Raw genomic sequence first — 15,344 nt, forward strand, 5'->3', positions numbered from 1 at the left:
TTACCTCGGCGCCAGCAGCTTCAGCGCGGCGCGGATCAGCGTCGCCGTGTCGGCCTCCGGGTCTTCGCGCGCCACTGTCGCCACCGCCTGCGCGGCATCGCCCTGCGTGTAGCCCAGGTTCAGCAGCGCCGACAGCGCGTCGGCGGTATAGGCGGCGCGGCGGGCGCCTTCGGGCGGCTTCTGCGGCCGGGCCGGGGCCGCGGGGGCGGCGGGTTCGATCACCTCGAAGGCCTCGGCCTTGGCCGAAAGGCGCACGCCCTGCGCCATGACCGAGGGCGCCTTGGACTTCAGCTCAAGGATCACCCGTTGCGCCAGCTTCGGCCCCACGCCCGGCGCCGCCTGCACTGCGCGGGCATCGCCCAGGGTGATCGCCCGGGCCACGCCTTCGGCCCCCAGCGCGCCCAGGATCGCCATGCTGGCCTTGGCCCCCACCCCCTGCACCGTCATCAACAGCTTGTGCCATTCCTTCTCAAGCATGGTCGGAAAGCCGAACAACTGCAGCAGGTCCTCGCGCACCAGAAGGTCGGTATACAGCGCACAAGCCTCGCCCACCGGCGGCAGCGCGGCCATGGTGCGGTCGTTCACATGCACGATGTAGCCCACGCCGCGGCAGTCGATCAGCACCGAATCCAGACCCTTCCAGTCGACCCGGCCGGCAATCTTGCCGATCATCCTGCCGCCCTCCGCAAGGCTTCCTCAAGCCGGCCCGAGGATTGCACGTGATGGGCATGGCAGATCGCCACCGCCAGTGCATCGGCCGCGTCCGGCCCGGCGATCCGCACCCCGGGCAGGTGCAGCCGCACCATGTGGTCGATCTGCACCTTGGCGGCATGGCCGACGCCGACGACGGTCTTCTTCACCGCGTTCGGCGCATATTCCCCCACCGCCAGCCCGAACTGCGCCGGCACCAAGAGCGCGATGCCCCGCGCCTGGCCCAGCTTCAGCGTCGCCACTGCGTCCTTGTTGACAAAGGTATGCTCGACCGCCGCCGTTTCCGGTGCATGGGTCCGGAACACCTCGGTCAGTTGGGCGTGCAGGCTGCACAGCCGCCGCGCCAGATCGCCCGTCTCGGCATCGCTGTGGCAGATGCCATTGGCGACATGGCTCAGGCGCGGCCCGGAGACGTCGATGATGCCCCAGCCAAGGTTCCTCAGCCCCGGGTCGATGCCGATGACGCGCATCCCGCCCCCCTGTTTCGTCGCATTTTAGCGATTAGCACGAAAAGTGAACATCCGCCAAGCCGCATGTTCAATCTTGAACACCGAGGGATACCGTAGTATGCATGCGCAGAATTCGACGGGGAGTCGCGCGGAAGCGACATTTCTCACCGCTTCGTGACGAACCCGCTGATAAAGATGGCGGAACTGCGTCAGCAGCCATGCAACGGCTGCAACTCGGCCTTGCGGGCCCACCGCTTGCTTTGCACATGCAGCACGATTATCTGGCATGACGAGGGGCAAAACGCCCCCGTTTTGAGCAGAACTGAAAAGGAACTTCATCATGGCCGCCATCGAAACGAGCCGCCCGGCACCGTTCGGCGCCATCACGACTTACCGTGCGTTCAACGCCCTTTCGAACGTCTTCTCGACGATCGGCATGTGGAACGACGCGCGTGTCACCCGCAAGGCCCTGTCCAAGCTCTCGGATCGTGAGTTGGACGACATCGGCCTGTGCCGTGGCGATATCGAGATGCTGGGGCGCTGAACCGCCTCTGACCTGAAAGAACGGTCGCCGGACATGCAAAGACCGCCGCGCAGGGCAACTTGCGGGCGGTCTTTCTGCTTTGCGGCCCAAAGGCGACGGCAGGGCGCATCGCCAGAAAAACCAAAGGCCGCCAGCGGCTGATCCGCCCGGCGGCCCTGCTGCACCGTTTCGAACACGTCAGGCCGGGAAAACCTCGCCCAGGAAGGCGGCGACAACGCGCGAGACCGGGTCGGCCGACATCAGCGTCGCGGCCAGCGGGTCAAAGCCCGTCCCGGTGGCCAGTTCGCCGACGCGCTGCTCATAGGTCTCGGCCCCGACCGAGAACAGGATCGCGCCCTTCAGCACAAAGCCGATCGCGACCACCAGCATCAAGGACCGCACAAGGCGCCCGATCGAACGCTCTCTGCGGAAGGTGGCCGAGCGGCCAAGCGTGCCGCGGGCTTCGAAGCCATAGCCCTTGCGCCGCAGCTTCTCGATGCGCTCGACGCGGCCGTAGAACTCATTGAGATTCGGGTCAGCCCACATCTCGGTCACCAAAATTGTACCCCGCCAAATAAAGACGCTGCTTTCGGAATGCGGCAGGATTTTGACCTTCCAGGCGCAGCGTCAGGACAGAAGAACGCACCTGCTGTGCTTTTTCAAGCCCCTACGCCCGTTCCAACACCAATGCGGACCATTCACCCAGATCGTTTCGATCCTGCAGACGGAATCCTGACGTAGCGTAAGCTTGAATCACGGATTCAGCCTGAACGACCAGAAGACCGGACAGAATCACCCGGGCGCCGGCCTGGGTATGCGACGCCATCGCCGGGGCCAGTTCGATCAGCGGGCCCTTCAGGATATTGGCGAAAACCAGATCGTAGGGCGCAGCGGCGCGCAGACGGCGGTGGTCGAAGCCCGCAGCCTCGAGGCATTCGATCCGGGCATCCAGCCCGTTGATCGCCACGTTGGCGCGTGCCACGTCCACGGCCACGGGGTCGATGTCGCTGGCAAGCACCAGCGCGTCCGGCAAGACCTTGGCCGCCGCCATGGCCAGCACCGCCGTGCCGCAGCCGATGTCGGCCACGCGACCGGGGCGGAAGCCGGCCGTCACCAGTTTGTCGAAGGCCAGCAGGCAGCCCAGCGTGGTCGAGTGATGGCCGGTGCCAAAGGCCATCGTGGCCTCGATCTGCAGCGCCACGCGACCGGGCGGCACCTTGTCGGCATCATGGCTGCCGAACACGAAAAAGCGGCCGGCATCCACCGGGTGCAGCTCGCGCTGGACCTTGGCGACCCAGTCGACCTCGGGCAGGTCCGAGACGAGAAAGGGTTTCGCGCCGAAGGCGGTGGCCAGGATTTCCAGCACGATGGCATCGGGCGCCTCGTGGAAATAGGCCGCCACTTCCCACCGCCCCAAACCGTCCTCAATCTCGAAGATGCCCACGCCAAAGGGCTCGGGCTCCATCCGTTCCAACGCGTCCGAAAGCGCCCGGGCGGCGTCCTGTCCGGCAAGCGTGGTCAGGGCGGAGTAGGTGGTCATGGCGGCCTCCGGTCAGGGTCTGCCGGATGCGTTACGCGCTTGCCCCCAAGCGCGCAAGCTGACGCGCAAGCTGACGCGCAACCGCGCTGGCAGGCAAGTCAGCCAGAGCTGACGCCGGTGCCGATCGGGCAGGCCACGCCGGTGCCACCCAGGCCGCAATAGCCGCCGGGGTTCTTGGCCAGGTACTGCTGGTGGTAATCCTCGGCAAAGTAGAACACCGGCGCGGGCTGGATTTCGGTGGTGATCCTGCCCTTGCCCGCCTTGCTCAGCGCCTGCTGGTAGGCGGCAAGCGAGCTCCTTGCGGCCTGCTCTTGCGCGGGCGTGAAGGTGTAGATGCCGCTGCGGTAGGTGGACCCGACGTCATTGCCTTGCCGCATCCCTTGCGTGGGATCGTGGTTTTCCCAGAACACCTTGAGCAGGCCTTCGTAGCTGATCACCTGCGGATCGTAGATCACCCGCACCACCTCGTTGTGGCCGGTCAATTGGGTGCAGGTTTCCTTGTAGGTCGGGTTCGGGGTGAAGCCGCCGGCATAGCCGACCATGGTCAGCCAGACCCCCGGCAAGGCCCAGAACTTGCGTTCCACACCCCAGAAGCAGCCCATGCCGAACATCGCCTCGGCCATCCCCTCGGGGACCGGCGATTTCAGCGCGATGCCGGTCAGGAAATGCGTCTCGGCAGTGGGAATCGGATCGGGCCGGCCCGGCAGGGCACGGTCGGGGGTGACCATCTCGGTTTTCCTGCGGTCGAAAAGGAACATCTGCGCCTCTCTGTCTGTCTGCGACAGATATAGGCGCCCCCGGCGGAAAGTCACTCTGCCGGCTGCGGCAATCCGCGCGAAAACATCGTTTCGTTGCCCGGTTCGGGGTGGCGCGGGATCAGCAGCACCAGCCCCACCGTCACCGCCGCCATGCCCGCCCCCAGGACGAACACCTTGTCCGGCGAAACCGCCCAGAGATAGCCCAGCGCCGCCGGCAGGAACACCGCCGCGATGTGGTTGATGGTGAAGGCCACGGCCTGGGTGGGGGCGATGTCGCGCGGATCGGCGATCTTCTGGAAATAGGTCTTCAGCGCGAAGGACAGCGAGAAAAAGAACTGGTCGGCGATGAAAAGCCCCCCCGCCACCATGATCCCCCAGCCGAACCAGGTCAGCCCGCCATAGGCCAGGAACACCAGCGTCAGGCCGATGTATTCCACCGCCATGACCTTGCGCTCGCCCCAGCGGCCCAGGGCGCGCCCCATCGCCGGGGCGGCAACCATGCTGACGGCAAAGTTCACCAGCAAAAGCCCGGTCATTTCCGACACCTTCATGCCGAACTGTTCCACCATCATGAAGCCGGCGAAAACCACATAGATCTGCCGCCGCGCGCCGGCCATGAACTGCAACAGGTAGAACAGCCAGTAGCGCCGCCGCAGCACCATGTGCTTGTGCTGGGGATGCGGCGCCTCGATCTGCGGCCAGGCCAGCGCGGCGAAGGCCACCAGCGCCAGGGTGATCCCGCCCGCGGCCATGTAGACCGTGCTGTAATCCAGCTCCATCCGGTTCCACAGCAGGACAATGGCGCCATAGGACAAGAGCGAGGCCGCCGAGCCGACCCCGACGATCCGCCCCAGCACCTGTGGCGCGCGGTCCCGGCCCAGCCATTGCAGCTGCAGCGACTGGTTCACCGTCTCGAAATAGTGAAACCCGATGGATGACAGCAGCGTGGTCACCAGCAGCCCGGTAAAGCTGGTGAACCAGGCCGTCACCGCCGTCGCCACGCCCAAAAGCGCCAGCGCGCCCAAGGCCAGCACCTGTTCGCGCAGCACCAAGAGGACCAGGATCACCCCCACGGCCAGAAAGCCGGGGATTTCCCGCACCGTGTGCAGCCAGCCAATCTCCTTGCCGGTGAAAGCGGCGACCTCGACCACGAAGTTGTTCAAGAGCGCGGTCCAGGTGGCAAAGCTCATCGGCAGGGCGAAGGCCATCAGATAGAGCAGCGCCTCGGGCCGCCGCCAGCGCGGCAGGGCTTCGGCCTCGGCAAGGGTCATGCGGCGGCGCATCATGTCCGGCCCTTACACCCGGCCCGGCCGTCCGGCCAGCCGAACCTTGTGCCCGTCACAATCGCAGCCACGATCACACTGCTTCGCCCCGGTCCAGCCGCGTCAGCAGCATTGCAGCATCGGCCAGCACCCGCGCCCGGTGGCCCGCATCCATCCGGTCCCAGGTCCGATACATCTGGGCCATCCGCGGATTGCGCACGAACCGCGCGCGGTGGCGGTCCAGGAACTGCCAGTACAGCAGGTTGAACGGGCAGGCCGCCTCGCCGGTCTTTTCCGCAACCTTGTAGCCACAGCCCCGGCAATGGTCCGACATCCGGTCGATGTAGGCGCCCGAGGAAACATAGGGCTTGGACCCCACCACCCCGCCATCGGCCCACTGGCTCATTCCCAGAGTGTTCGGCGCCTCGACCCATTCGAAGGCGTCGATGTAGACCGACAGATACCATTCATGCACCGCGGCCGGGTCCACCCCCGCCAGCAGCGCAAAGTTGCCGGTCACCATCAGCCGCTGGATGTGGTGGGCATAGGCCAGATCGCGGGTCTGAGCGACCGCCGCGCCCAGGCAGGCCATCCGCGTCTCGCCGTCCCAATAGGCCGCGGGCAGCGCACGGGAATGACCCAGCGCATTGGCCCCCAGATACTCGGGCCCCTTCAGCGCCCAGATCCCCCGCACATACTCCCGCCAGCCGATGATCTGCCGGATGAAGCCCTCGGCCGCGTTCAGCGGCACCTTGCCGGCCCGCCATGCGTCTTCGACGGCCCGGCACACCTCCAGCGGCCCTAGCAGCCCGATGTTCAGCGCCGCCGACAGCAGCGAGTGCGACAGCCACGGCTCGCCCTCCAGCATCGCATCCTGCTCGGCGCCAAAGGACGGCAGCCGGTGCGCGGCGAAATCCGCCAACGCCTCCAGCGCCTGCACTCGCGTCACCGGCCAGCCGAAGGGCCGCGCCGTGCCGAAATGGGCAAACCGCGCCTCGACCAGCGCCAACACCTCGTCGGTCACCGCATCCGGGGCAAAGCGCAGGGGCTGCGGCCGCAACAGGCCGCGCTCGGCCCGCTTGCGGTTCTCGGCGTCAAAGTTCCACTGACCGCCGGCGGGCGTATCGCCCTGCATCAGCAGCCCGGTCCTGCGCCGCATCTCGCGGTAGAACCACTCCATCCGCAACTCCTTGCGGCCCTCGGCCCAGGCCGCGAACTCGGCGTGGGAACACAGGAACCGGTCGTCGGGCAGCACCGAGACGTCCAGCGGCAGCGCCTGCAGGTCCGCCAGCACCCGCCACTCGCCCGGATGGGTGCAAAGCAGCGCCCCCGCCCCCACCTCGGAAGCCCGGCGCAGAATCTCCGCCACCAGCGTCTGCCCATTCGCCGGATCGTCCAGCCGCGAATAGGCCACCCGCCAGCCCGCCGCCTGCAGGTCTTTCGCGAAATGCCGCATCGCCGACAGGATCAGTGCAATCTTCTGCGGATGGTGCGGAACGGATGTCCCCTCGCCCATCCCCTCGGCCATCACCACCAGATCGCGTGCCGGATCGGCGGCCCGCAGGGCACTCAGGCCCGGCGAAAGCTGGTCGCCCAGAACAAGGATCAGGCGCGGCTTCGGCATGACCCTGCATGCCCCGCCGCCGCACCCGCGCGCAACCCGCGTTTCCCCTCTTTCCTTCGCGGAAATCCTGCCTATAGTCCGGCGCCATGACCAACGCGCCGCAGATCACCGCCGTCTGCCCCGGGCCCCGCCCGGTCCTCGCGCTTGGCCTGCTGCTTCTTAGCCGCCTCTGAGCGTGCCCAAGGGCGCGACCGCTCAGAGGTGAACAGCGCCCACAGAAGCGAAACAGGCTAAGACCCCAAGGATACACCCGATGACCGACACGACAGCGCAACCCCGCGTCCTGATCTTCGACACCACCCTGCGCGACGGCGAGCAAAGCCCCGGCGCCACCATGACCCATGAGGAAAAGCTGGAGATCGCCACCCTTCTGGACGATATGGGGGTGGACATCATCGAGGCCGGCTTCCCGATCGCCAGCGAGGGCGATTTCACCGCCGTCTCCGAGATCGCGAAGCGCGCGAAGACCAGCACCATCTGCGGCCTGGCGCGCGCCAACGCCAAGGACATCGACCGCTGCTGGGAGGCGGTGCGCCACGCCAAATCCCCGCGCATCCACACCTTCATCGGCACCTCGCCGCTGCACCGGGCCATTCCGAACCTGGACATGGACCAGATGGCCGAGCGCATCCACGACACCGTGACCCACGCCCGCAACCTCTGCGACAACATCCAGTGGTCGCCGATGGACGCGACGCGGACCGAGGCCGATTACCTGTGCCGCGTGGTTGAGATCGCCATCAAGGCCGGCGCCACCACGATCAACATCCCCGATACGGTGGGCTACACCTATCCGATGGAATCCGCCCAGATCATCCGCATGCTGCTTGAGCGGGTGCCCGGTGCCGACAGCATCATCTTCGCCACCCATTGCCACAATGACCTGGGCATGGCGACCGCCAACGCCCTGGCCGCCGTGCAGGCGGGTGCGCGGCAGATCGAATGCACCATCAACGGGCTGGGCGAACGCGCCGGCAACACCGCGCTGGAAGAGGTGGTGATGGCGCTGCGGGTCCGCAACGACATCCTGCCCTACCGGACCGGCATCGACACCACCAAGATCATGAATCTCAGCCGGCGGGTCAGCCAGGTCTCGGGCTTCCCGGTGCAGTTCAACAAGGCCATCGTCGGCAAGAACGCCTTCCTGCACGAGTCCGGCATCCACCAGGACGGCGTGCTGAAGAACGTCCAGACCTTCGAGATCATGCGCCCCGAGGATATCGGCCTGCACGCCAAGAACATCGCCATGGGCAAGCATTCGGGGCGCGCCGCGCTGCGCGCCAAGCTCAAGGAACTGGGCTACGATCTGGCCGACAACCAGCTGAACGACGTGTTCGTGCGGTTCAAGGCCCTCGCGGACCGCAAGAAGGAGGTCTACGACGACGACCTGATCGCGCTGGTCGCGGACGAGCAGACCAACGACGCCTACGAATACCTGCAGCTCAAGAAGCTGCGGGTGGTCTGCGGCACCGAAGGCCCGCAAGAGGCCGAGATGATCCTGTCGATCGACGGCAAGGATCACCACATCGACGCCACCGGCGACGGGCCGGTCGATGCGGCCTTCATGTGCGTCAAGATGCTGTTCCCCCACAAGGCGCGGCTGCAGGTCTATCAGGTTCATGCGGTGACCGAGGGCACCGACGCGCAGGCCACGGTCTCGGTCCGGCTGGAAGAGGAGGGGCGGATCGTCACCGGCTCGTCCGCCGATACCGATACGATCGTGGCCTCGACCAAGGCCTACATCAACGCCCTGAACCGCCTGATCGTCCGCCGCCAGAAAACCGCGCCGGGCGAGGATGTGAAGACCGTCAGCTACCACGGCGAATGACCCCCTGCGCCTGGTGTCCCATGATGGGACACCAGGCGGCCGCAAGGAATTCAAGGGGTTGGCGGGCCAGTTTAACGATTTGTTAGGGAATTGCCTCGCTTCGACCGGCCAACACAGGCCAGCGCCCGACTGCGGGGGCGGGCGCCTTCGCTGGCGCGGGGTAATCGCTTTATCCTGCGTCTGCTCCCCCGGTTGAAACCGTGGAGGGACTGCGCAGGAGCGCCCGCCCGGGGGGCGGTCGGGCGCTGGCAGGGGGCGCTGCGCGCCTGTTAACCCGGCGGGGAAAAGCTGTCGGCCGTTGTTTGCGTGAGCGTCACAGCACCCCGAACCGCACGCGCAGCGCCTCGGCATGGGCTTTCAGGTCCGGCGTCCTGGACCACTGCCGCAGCAGCTCGGCCCAGCGGACCGGCGCAAAGGTCACGTCGTCGCCTTTCACCGCGCGGGCGAAATCGGCGATTTCGGCCTGGTGGCGGGCGATGGCCTCGGGCGAGACCGGCTTGCCGCTGGCCCAGGTGGCCGGAGCGGCGTGGAGGTAGACCAGCACGGCGCCGCGGGCGCGTTTGGTGGCCTGCGTCCGCAGCCCGTAGGCGTGTTTCACCAGTTGCACCGCATCCAGGCAGCGGTAGGTCTGGCGGCCTGCCGCAAGGGCCTGGCGCAGCGCGGTGAAGCGGGCCATGCCGGGGCCCCAGTCGCGGCTGTCGAAGGCCTCGGAAAACGTCGAGGCCTTGGCCGGGCGGAACGGCTCATACCGCTTGGATTCGATGCCGACCAGGGTGGTGGCGGTGGTCACGGCGGCGTCCAGCCAGGGGTGGCGGCCGCCACGCCAGGGAAAGTGCATCTCGGCCTCGATCTCGACCGTCCGAGGCTGGCCCATCGGCACGCCGGGCAACGGCGGCAACAGCGCGGGCCGGTCAAGGAACCAGCCGAAGGCGTTGACGGCCAGGGCCGCAGAAGAGTCCGGGCTGTCGAACTTGCCCGAGGCGACCTCGTTGCCGGGGCAGCGGGAGAGCGCGGCGAGGACGGCCTCTGCCGGCACGCCGGGCAGGAAATTGGGCATGCGATCAGGCAAGCTCAGGCACCCTTCATCTCTTGCAGGGTGTTGCCGCCATCGACCACCAGCATCGCGCCGGTGACGTAGGAGGCCTCGTCGCCGGCCAGGAACAGCGCGCAGGCGGCGACCTCGGCCGGGGTGCCGGGGCGGCCGGCGGGGGTGGCGCGGCCAGCCAGAATCTCGCCCTCGGACGAGCTTTCGGTGGCGATCCAGCCGGGCAGGACGGCGTTGCAGGTGATGCCCTGGCGGCCGTATTCCAGCGCGACCGAGCGGGTCATGCCGGTGACGGCGGCCTTGGCGGTGGCATAGGCGCTGCTGCCGTCGATGGTGACCAGCGGGCCGGTGACCGATGCGATGTTGACGATGCGGCCATGGCCGCGCGCCTGCATTCCCGGCAGGGCGGCGCGGCAGCAGTGGAAGGTGGTGTTGATGTTCAGCGCCATGTGATGCGCCCAGGCGGCGTCGGACCAGCCGGCCAGGCGCTGCCGGTCGACGTCGCGGCCGGTCTGCACCATGCCGGCGTTGTTCACCAGCACCTCGACCGGGCCAAGCTGCGCTTCGACGGCGGCGAACAGCGCGGCCACCTGGGCCGGGTCGGTCAGGTCTGCGATATGGGACATGCAGCCCAGGTCGGCCGCCCGGTCGTGGATGCGCGCGGTGGTCGCGGTGATGCAGACCCGTGCCCCCGCGGCCGTCATTGCCCGGGCGATGGCAAAGCCGATTCCCCCCGCCGCCCCCGCCCCGGTGACCAGCGCCACCCGTCCTGCCACGCCCGCCATTGCATCCCCCGTTCGCCTCATGTTGCGGCCCAGAATGACGCGATGTGGGATGAGGTCAATTCGGACCGGAAGAGACCGCCGTTTTCGCCCTGAAAACATGTGATTTCTGCATCTACGCGAATGTGCGCGCGCACCCGCCGGCGGCGTGATACAAGGCCTTTCGCTCTTCGGCGCAGGTCCTTATATGAAGGCGCCCGCCTCAGACCCTGAGTCGCCGGGACAATGCTGCTTGCACGTGGGGACTTTCGAATGTCGTTCTTTCCCGGCCTATTCTCGTCAGATATGGCGATCGACCTCGGCACGGCGAATACATTGGTCTACATCCGCGGCAAGGGCATCGTGCTGAACGAGCCCTCGGTGGTGGCCTACCATGTGAAGGACGGCAAGAAGCAGGTCCTCGCCGTGGGCGAGGATGCCAAGCTGATGCTGGGCCGCACCCCCGGCACCATCGAGGCGATCCGGCCGATGCGTGACGGCGTGATCGCCGACTTCGAGGCGGCGGAAGAGATGATCAAGCATTTCATCCGCAAGGTGCACAAGCGCTCGACCTTTTCGAAGCCCAAGATCATTGTCTGCGTGCCGCATGGCGCGACCCCGGTGGAAAAGCGGGCGATCCGGCAGTCGGTGCTGTCGGCGGGCGCCAAGCGGGCCGGGCTGATTGCCGAACCCATCGCGGCGGCCATTGGCGCGGGCATGCCGATCACCGAACCCACCGGCAACATGGTGGTGGACATCGGCGGCGGCACCACCGAGGTGGCGGTGCTGAGCTTGGGCGACATCGTCTATGCGCGGTCCGTCCGGGTCGGTGGCGACCGGATGGATGAGGCCATCGTCAGCTATCTGCGGCGGCACCAGAACCTGCTGATCGGGGAATCCACCGCCGAGCGGATCAAGACCAGCATCGGCACGGCGCGGATGCCCGACGACGGCCGCGGCGCCAGCATGACGATCCGCGGCCGCGACCTGCTGAACGGCGTGCCGAAGGAAACCGAGATCAACCAGGCCCAGGTGGCGGAAGCGCTGGCCGAACCGGTGCAGCAGATCTGCGATGCGGTGATGCAGGCGCTGGAGGCCACCCCGCCCGACCTGGCGGCCGACATCGTGGACCGCGGCGTGATGCTGACCGGCGGCGGCGCGCTGTTGGGCGATCTGGACCTGTCGTTGCGCGAACAGACCGGGCTTTCGATCAGCGTGGCCAACGAGTCACTGAATTGTGTTGCGCTGGGCACCGGGAAAGCTCTGGAATACGAAAAGCAGCTTCGGCATGTGATCGACTACGACACCTGATCGCCGGTCGGCGGCAGGGCATCAAGGCGAGGCACGCGTGGCCCGGACCCGGACAGATTCGGCGGAATACTACCGCCCGCTGCGGCGCCTTCTGGTGGGCGGGCTGGTGGCCGTGCTGCTTGGGCTGTTCCTGCTGTGGCGGATCGACAGCCCGCGGGTGGAACGCTTCCGCGCGGCGCTGGTCGATGCGGTGGTGCCGAACCTGGAATGGGCGCTGTTGCCGGTGGCCAAGGTCGCCGGGATGGTCGAGGATTTCGAATCCTACACCCGCATCTATGAACAGAACCAGGAGCTGAAGCGCGAGTTGCAGCAGATGAAGGCCTGGAAAGAGGCGGCGCTGCAGCTGGAACAGCAGAACGCGCGCCTCTTGGACCTGAACCAGGTGCGGCTGGACCCCAAGCTGACCCATGTCACCGGTCAGGTGCTGGCCGACAGCGGCAGTCCGTTCCGCCAGTCGGTGCTGCTGAACGTCGGCGCCCGTGACGGCATCCGCGACGGCTGGGCCTGCATGGACGGCATCGGGCTGGTCGGCCGCATCTCGGGCGTGGGCGAGCGGACGGCGCGGGTGATCCTGGTCACCGACACCAACAGCCGAATCCCCGTCACCATCCAGCCCTCGGGGCAGAAGGCGCTGCTCAGCGGCGACAACAGTCCGCTGCCGCCCCTGGAATTCATCGAGGACGCCGACGAGGTTCGACCGGGCGACCGGGTGGTGACTTCGGGCGACGGCGGGGTGTTCCCGGCGGGCCTGCTGGTGGGCCAGGTGGTGATGGGCAACGACCGGCGGCTGCGGGTGTCGCTGGCGGCGGACTACCAGCGGCTGGAGTTCCTGCGCGTGCTGCGCAGCCACGAGCTGGTGCCGATCACCGATGCCGGCGGGCTGGTGGCACCGCCATTGCTGCCCTCGATACCGCAGCCGGAGGTGGATGCCGAAGGCGAGGCGGCCGCACCGCCGGCGCCCGGCGGCGGCGATGTCGAGGGGACAGGCTCGGGCGATGCCGAAGGCGGCGATGCGGCGACCGGCGGCGGCGCGGGAGCGGGCGCGGCCGATGGATAGGTTCCTGCGCGCCGATCCCTGGGGCTACCGGGCGCTGTTCCTGGCGCTGGCGCTGCTGCTTCTGTTCCTGCGCCTGTTGCCGCTGGGCAGCCGGCCCGGCGCCTTTCCCGGCCCCGACCTGCTGTTGTGCCTGACCTTTGCCTGGATGATGCGGCGGCCCGATTACCTGCCGGTCGGGCTGATCGTCGCCGTCACCCTGGTCGAGGATCTGGTCCTGATGCGCCCGCCCGGGTTGTGGACCGCGCTGATCGTGCTGGCGACCGAATTCCTGCGGTCGCGCACCGCGCTGACGCGCGAATTGAACTTCGTCACCGAATGGCTGCTGGCGGCCGGGCTGATGCTGGGCATGCTGATCGCCTACCGCTTCGTCTTTGCGCTGTCGTTCCTGCCGCAGCCTTCGTTCGGGCACGCGCTGGTGCAGATCCTGTGGTCGGTGCTGGCCTATCCGGTGGTGGTGGGCCTGTCGCGGCTGAGCTTCGATCTGAAGAAGCCCGCCACCGGCGAGATCGACGATTTCGGGAGGCGGCTGTGAGGCGCACTCCGAAGGACAGCGAGGACAGCGCCCGCACCATCAGCCGGCGCAGCCTGATGCTGGGCGGCGCAATGACCGCCATGGTCGCGGCGCTGGGCGTGCGGATGCGCTACCTGCAGGTCGATCAGGCCGACGCCTTCCGCCTGCTCGCCGAGGAAAACCGCATCAGCATCCGGCTGATCCCGCCGACCCGCGGCCTGATCCAGGACCGCAACGGCAAGCTGATCGCCGGCAACGAACAGAATTACCGCGTGGTCATCACCCGCGAACAGGCCGGCGACGTCGAGGTGGTGATGCGCCGGCTGGCCGGCATCATCCCGATGACCGCCGAAGAGCTGCAGGAAACCATCGACGATGTCACCCGGCATTCGGCCTTTGTTCCGGTGATTGTCCGCGACCGGCTGAGCTGGGACGAATTCTCGAAGATCGCGGTCAATGCTCCGGTCCTGCCCGGCGTGGTGCCCGAGGTGGGCCAGTCGCGCATCTATCCGCGCGACACCGATTTCGCCCATGTCGTGGGCTATACCGGCCCGGTGTCGGAAAAGGACCTGGAGGGCCTGGACGACCCCGATCCGGTGCTGGCCTTGCCAAAGTTCCAGATCGGCAAGATCGGTGTCGAGAAGTGGATGGAAGACACCCTGCGCGGCGCCGCGGGCACCAAGAAGATCGAGGTCAACGCGGTGGGCCGGGTGATGCGCGAGCTTGAGCGCCAGGAGGGCGACCCCGGGTCCGACATCCGGCTGACCATCGACGCCGACCTGCAGAACTTCGCCCAGGCGCGGCTGGGCGAGGAAAGCGCCGCGGTGGTGCTGATCGACATCGCCAACGGCGACGTGCTGGCCTGCGCCTCGTCGCCCTCGTTCGACCCCAACCTGTTTGTGCGCGGCATCAGCCACGTCGACTATGGCGCGCTGACCGACAACGACCACCGGCCACTGGCCAACAAGGCGGTTTCGGGCGCCTATCCGCCGGGATCGACCTTCAAGATGGTGACCGCGCTGGCGGCGCTGGACGCCGGGGTGATCGACGAAAGCCACAAGGTGCGGTGCCCGGGCTATCTGGAGTTCGGCGGTCGCCGTTTCCACTGCTGGAGCCGGGGCGGGCATGGCACGGTGTCGCTGACCCGCTCGCTGACCGAAAGCTGCGACGTGTTCTATTACGACGTGGCGCAGAAGGTGGGGATCGACAAGATCGCCGAGACGGGCCGCCTGCTGGGCCTGGGGCTGCGCCACGACCTGCCGATGAGTGCGATCACCGAAGGCAGCATGCCCGACAAGGCCTGGAAGCTGGAACGCCACAAGGCCGAGTGGATGATCGGTGACACCATCAACGCCTCGATCGGCCAGGGCTATGTGCTGTCTTCGCCGCTGCAGCTGGCGGTGATGACGGCGCGCATCGCCAGCGGCCGGGCGGTGGCGCCGCGGCTGGTGCGGATGATCGACGGGCAAGAGGTGCCGGCCCCCGAGGCCCCGCCGCTGGGCCTGAACGAGGCCAGTCTCGCGGCGGTCCGCAAGGGCATGTACGAGGTGGTGAACGCCGAGCGTGGCACCGCCAAGTCGTCGCGCATCGTCGAGGCAAGCCTGGCGATGGCAGGCAAGACCGGCACCAGCCAGGTGCGCAACATCACCGCGGCCGAGCGCGCCCGCGGCGTGGTGTCGAACGACCAGTTGCCGTGGGAGCGGCGCGACCATGCGCTGTTCGTGGGCTTCGCGCCCTTCGACGCGCCACGCTATGCCATTGCGGTGGTGGTGGAACATGGCGGCGGCGGGTCAACCGCGGCGGCGCCGATCGCGCGCGACGTGATCCTGGCGGCGATGACCGGGGGGGTGCCGCCGCTGGAGGCCTATCCGGCCAGCCAGCGCGGCCGGATCGAGAGCATGCTGAAGGACCTGCCGCTGCGCGACCCTGCGACCGGCGCAGCACCCGAGGCCGAGAAGGCATGA

15 protein-coding genes are annotated in these 15,344 nt (G+C 67.6%); 6 read left to right on the forward strand and 9 right to left on the reverse strand.

The window, feature by feature from the left end; genetic code table 11:
• Complete coding sequence (gene ruvA / locus LHP98_RS09790; protein ID WP_227252350.1) at positions 1-672, reverse strand: Holliday junction branch migration protein RuvA; 672 nt, start codon at positions 670-672, stop codon at positions 1-3.
• Positions 669-1,181: a crossover junction endodeoxyribonuclease RuvC gene (gene ruvC, locus LHP98_RS09795; RefSeq protein ID WP_227252351.1), complete on the reverse strand. Its 513-nt coding sequence runs from the start codon at positions 1,179-1,181 to the stop codon at positions 669-671. The genes ruvA and ruvC overlap by 4 nt, the downstream gene beginning before the upstream one ends.
• A gap of 319 nt (positions 1,182-1,500) precedes the next feature.
• On the opposite strand from ruvC, the gene LHP98_RS09800 reads away from it, so the two are divergent.
• Positions 1,501-1,704: a DUF1127 domain-containing protein gene (locus LHP98_RS09800; protein WP_227252352.1), complete on the forward strand. Its 204-nt coding sequence runs from the start codon at positions 1,501-1,503 to the stop codon at positions 1,702-1,704.
• Positions 1,705-1,881: 177 nt separating this feature from the next.
• On the opposite strand, the gene LHP98_RS09805 is transcribed toward LHP98_RS09800, so the two are convergent.
• The 5 genes from LHP98_RS09805 to LHP98_RS09825 all read right to left on the reverse strand — a co-directional run bounded on the left by LHP98_RS09805 (position 1,882) and on the right by LHP98_RS09825 (position 6,867).
• Entirely contained in the window at positions 1,882-2,229 is a 348-nt protein-coding gene (locus tag LHP98_RS09805; protein ID WP_227252353.1) for a hypothetical protein, read from the reverse strand.
• Positions 2,230-2,350: 121 nt separating this feature from the next.
• Entirely contained in the window at positions 2,351-3,223 is an 873-nt protein-coding gene (locus LHP98_RS09810) for a 50S ribosomal protein L11 methyltransferase (RefSeq protein ID WP_227252354.1), read from the reverse strand.
• A gap of 98 nt (positions 3,224-3,321) precedes the next feature.
• Entirely contained in the window at positions 3,322-3,981 is a 660-nt protein-coding gene (msrA, locus tag LHP98_RS09815) for a peptide-methionine (S)-S-oxide reductase MsrA (RefSeq protein WP_227252355.1), read from the reverse strand.
• Positions 3,982-4,031: 50 nt separating this feature from the next.
• Positions 4,032-5,264, reverse strand: coding sequence for an MFS transporter (locus tag LHP98_RS09820; protein ID WP_227252532.1), 1,233 nt, complete (start codon positions 5,262-5,264; stop codon positions 4,032-4,034).
• A gap of 73 nt (positions 5,265-5,337) precedes the next feature.
• Positions 5,338-6,867, reverse strand: a complete 1,530-nt coding sequence (locus tag LHP98_RS09825; protein ID WP_227252356.1) for a cryptochrome/photolyase family protein — start codon at positions 6,865-6,867, stop codon at positions 5,338-5,340.
• Positions 6,868-7,120: 253 nt separating this feature from the next.
• On the opposite strand from LHP98_RS09825, the gene LHP98_RS09830 reads away from it, so the two are divergent.
• The gene (locus tag LHP98_RS09830) at positions 7,121-8,695 is read left to right on the forward strand and encodes a 2-isopropylmalate synthase (RefSeq protein ID WP_227252357.1); all 1,575 of its coding nucleotides are present in this window, start codon (positions 7,121-7,123) and stop codon (positions 8,693-8,695) included.
• Between the two features lie 313 nt (positions 8,696-9,008).
• Here LHP98_RS09830 and LHP98_RS09835 read toward each other — a convergent pair whose 3' ends face one another.
• Positions 9,009-9,764, reverse strand: a complete 756-nt coding sequence (locus LHP98_RS09835; RefSeq protein WP_227252358.1) for a PGN_0703 family putative restriction endonuclease — start codon at positions 9,762-9,764, stop codon at positions 9,009-9,011.
• Positions 9,765-9,766: 2 nt separating this feature from the next.
• A complete protein-coding gene (locus tag LHP98_RS09840; RefSeq protein ID WP_227252359.1) occupies positions 9,767-10,525 on the reverse strand; it encodes an SDR family NAD(P)-dependent oxidoreductase in 759 nt (252 codons plus the stop codon).
• Between the two features lie 249 nt (positions 10,526-10,774).
• Between LHP98_RS09840 and LHP98_RS09845 the strand changes: the two genes are divergently transcribed.
• The 4 genes from LHP98_RS09845 to mrdA are packed head-to-tail and all read left to right on the forward strand — an operon-like array spanning position 10,775 to position 15,344.
• Positions 10,775-11,812, forward strand: coding sequence for a rod shape-determining protein (locus LHP98_RS09845; RefSeq protein ID WP_227252360.1), 1,038 nt, complete (start codon positions 10,775-10,777; stop codon positions 11,810-11,812).
• A gap of 37 nt (positions 11,813-11,849) precedes the next feature.
• Entirely contained in the window at positions 11,850-12,869 is a 1,020-nt protein-coding gene (mreC, locus tag LHP98_RS09850; protein ID WP_227252361.1) for a rod shape-determining protein MreC, read from the forward strand.
• Positions 12,862-13,401 carry a rod shape-determining protein MreD gene (locus LHP98_RS09855; RefSeq protein ID WP_227252362.1) on the forward strand — a complete coding sequence of 180 codons (540 nt, stop codon included), beginning with the start codon at positions 12,862-12,864 and terminating at the stop codon, positions 13,399-13,401. Before mreC ends, LHP98_RS09855 begins: the two co-directional genes overlap by 8 nt.
• Positions 13,398-15,344 (forward strand): penicillin-binding protein 2, encoded by a 1,947-nt coding sequence (gene mrdA / locus LHP98_RS09860; protein ID WP_227252363.1) that lies wholly within the window; start codon positions 13,398-13,400, stop codon positions 15,342-15,344. The genes LHP98_RS09855 and mrdA overlap by 4 nt, the downstream gene beginning before the upstream one ends.

Origin of the sequence: Rhodobacter sp. Har01 (assembly GCF_020564565.1) — a bacterium.
Classification (GTDB): Bacteria; Pseudomonadota; Alphaproteobacteria; order Rhodobacterales; family Rhodobacteraceae; genus Pseudogemmobacter.

Coding starts and splice junctions, on each gene's coding strand:
- ruvA (WP_227252350.1), bottom strand. CDS start 672: ATGATCGGCAAGATTGCCGGCCGGGTCGACTGGAAGGGTCTGGATTCG.
- ruvC (WP_227252351.1), bottom strand. CDS start 1,181: ATGCGCGTCATCGGCATCGACCCGGGGCTGAGGAACCTTGGCTGGGGC.
- LHP98_RS09800 (WP_227252352.1), top strand. CDS start 1,501: ATGGCCGCCATCGAAACGAGCCGCCCGGCACCGTTCGGCGCCATCACG.
- LHP98_RS09805 (WP_227252353.1), bottom strand. CDS start 2,229: ATGTGGGCTGACCCGAATCTCAATGAGTTCTACGGCCGCGTCGAGCGC.
- LHP98_RS09810 (WP_227252354.1), bottom strand. CDS start 3,223: ATGACCACCTACTCCGCCCTGACCACGCTTGCCGGACAGGACGCCGCC.
- msrA (WP_227252355.1), bottom strand. CDS start 3,981: ATGTTCCTTTTCGACCGCAGGAAAACCGAGATGGTCACCCCCGACCGT.
- LHP98_RS09820 (WP_227252532.1), bottom strand. CDS start 5,264: ATGCGCCGCCGCATGACCCTTGCCGAGGCCGAAGCCCTGCCGCGCTGG.
- LHP98_RS09825 (WP_227252356.1), bottom strand. CDS start 6,867: ATGCCGAAGCCGCGCCTGATCCTTGTTCTGGGCGACCAGCTTTCGCCG.
- LHP98_RS09830 (WP_227252357.1), top strand. CDS start 7,121: ATGACCGACACGACAGCGCAACCCCGCGTCCTGATCTTCGACACCACC.
- LHP98_RS09840 (WP_227252359.1), bottom strand. CDS start 10,525: ATGGCGGGCGTGGCAGGACGGGTGGCGCTGGTCACCGGGGCGGGGGCG.
- LHP98_RS09845 (WP_227252360.1), top strand. CDS start 10,775: ATGTCGTTCTTTCCCGGCCTATTCTCGTCAGATATGGCGATCGACCTC.
- LHP98_RS09855 (WP_227252362.1), top strand. CDS start 12,862: ATGGATAGGTTCCTGCGCGCCGATCCCTGGGGCTACCGGGCGCTGTTC.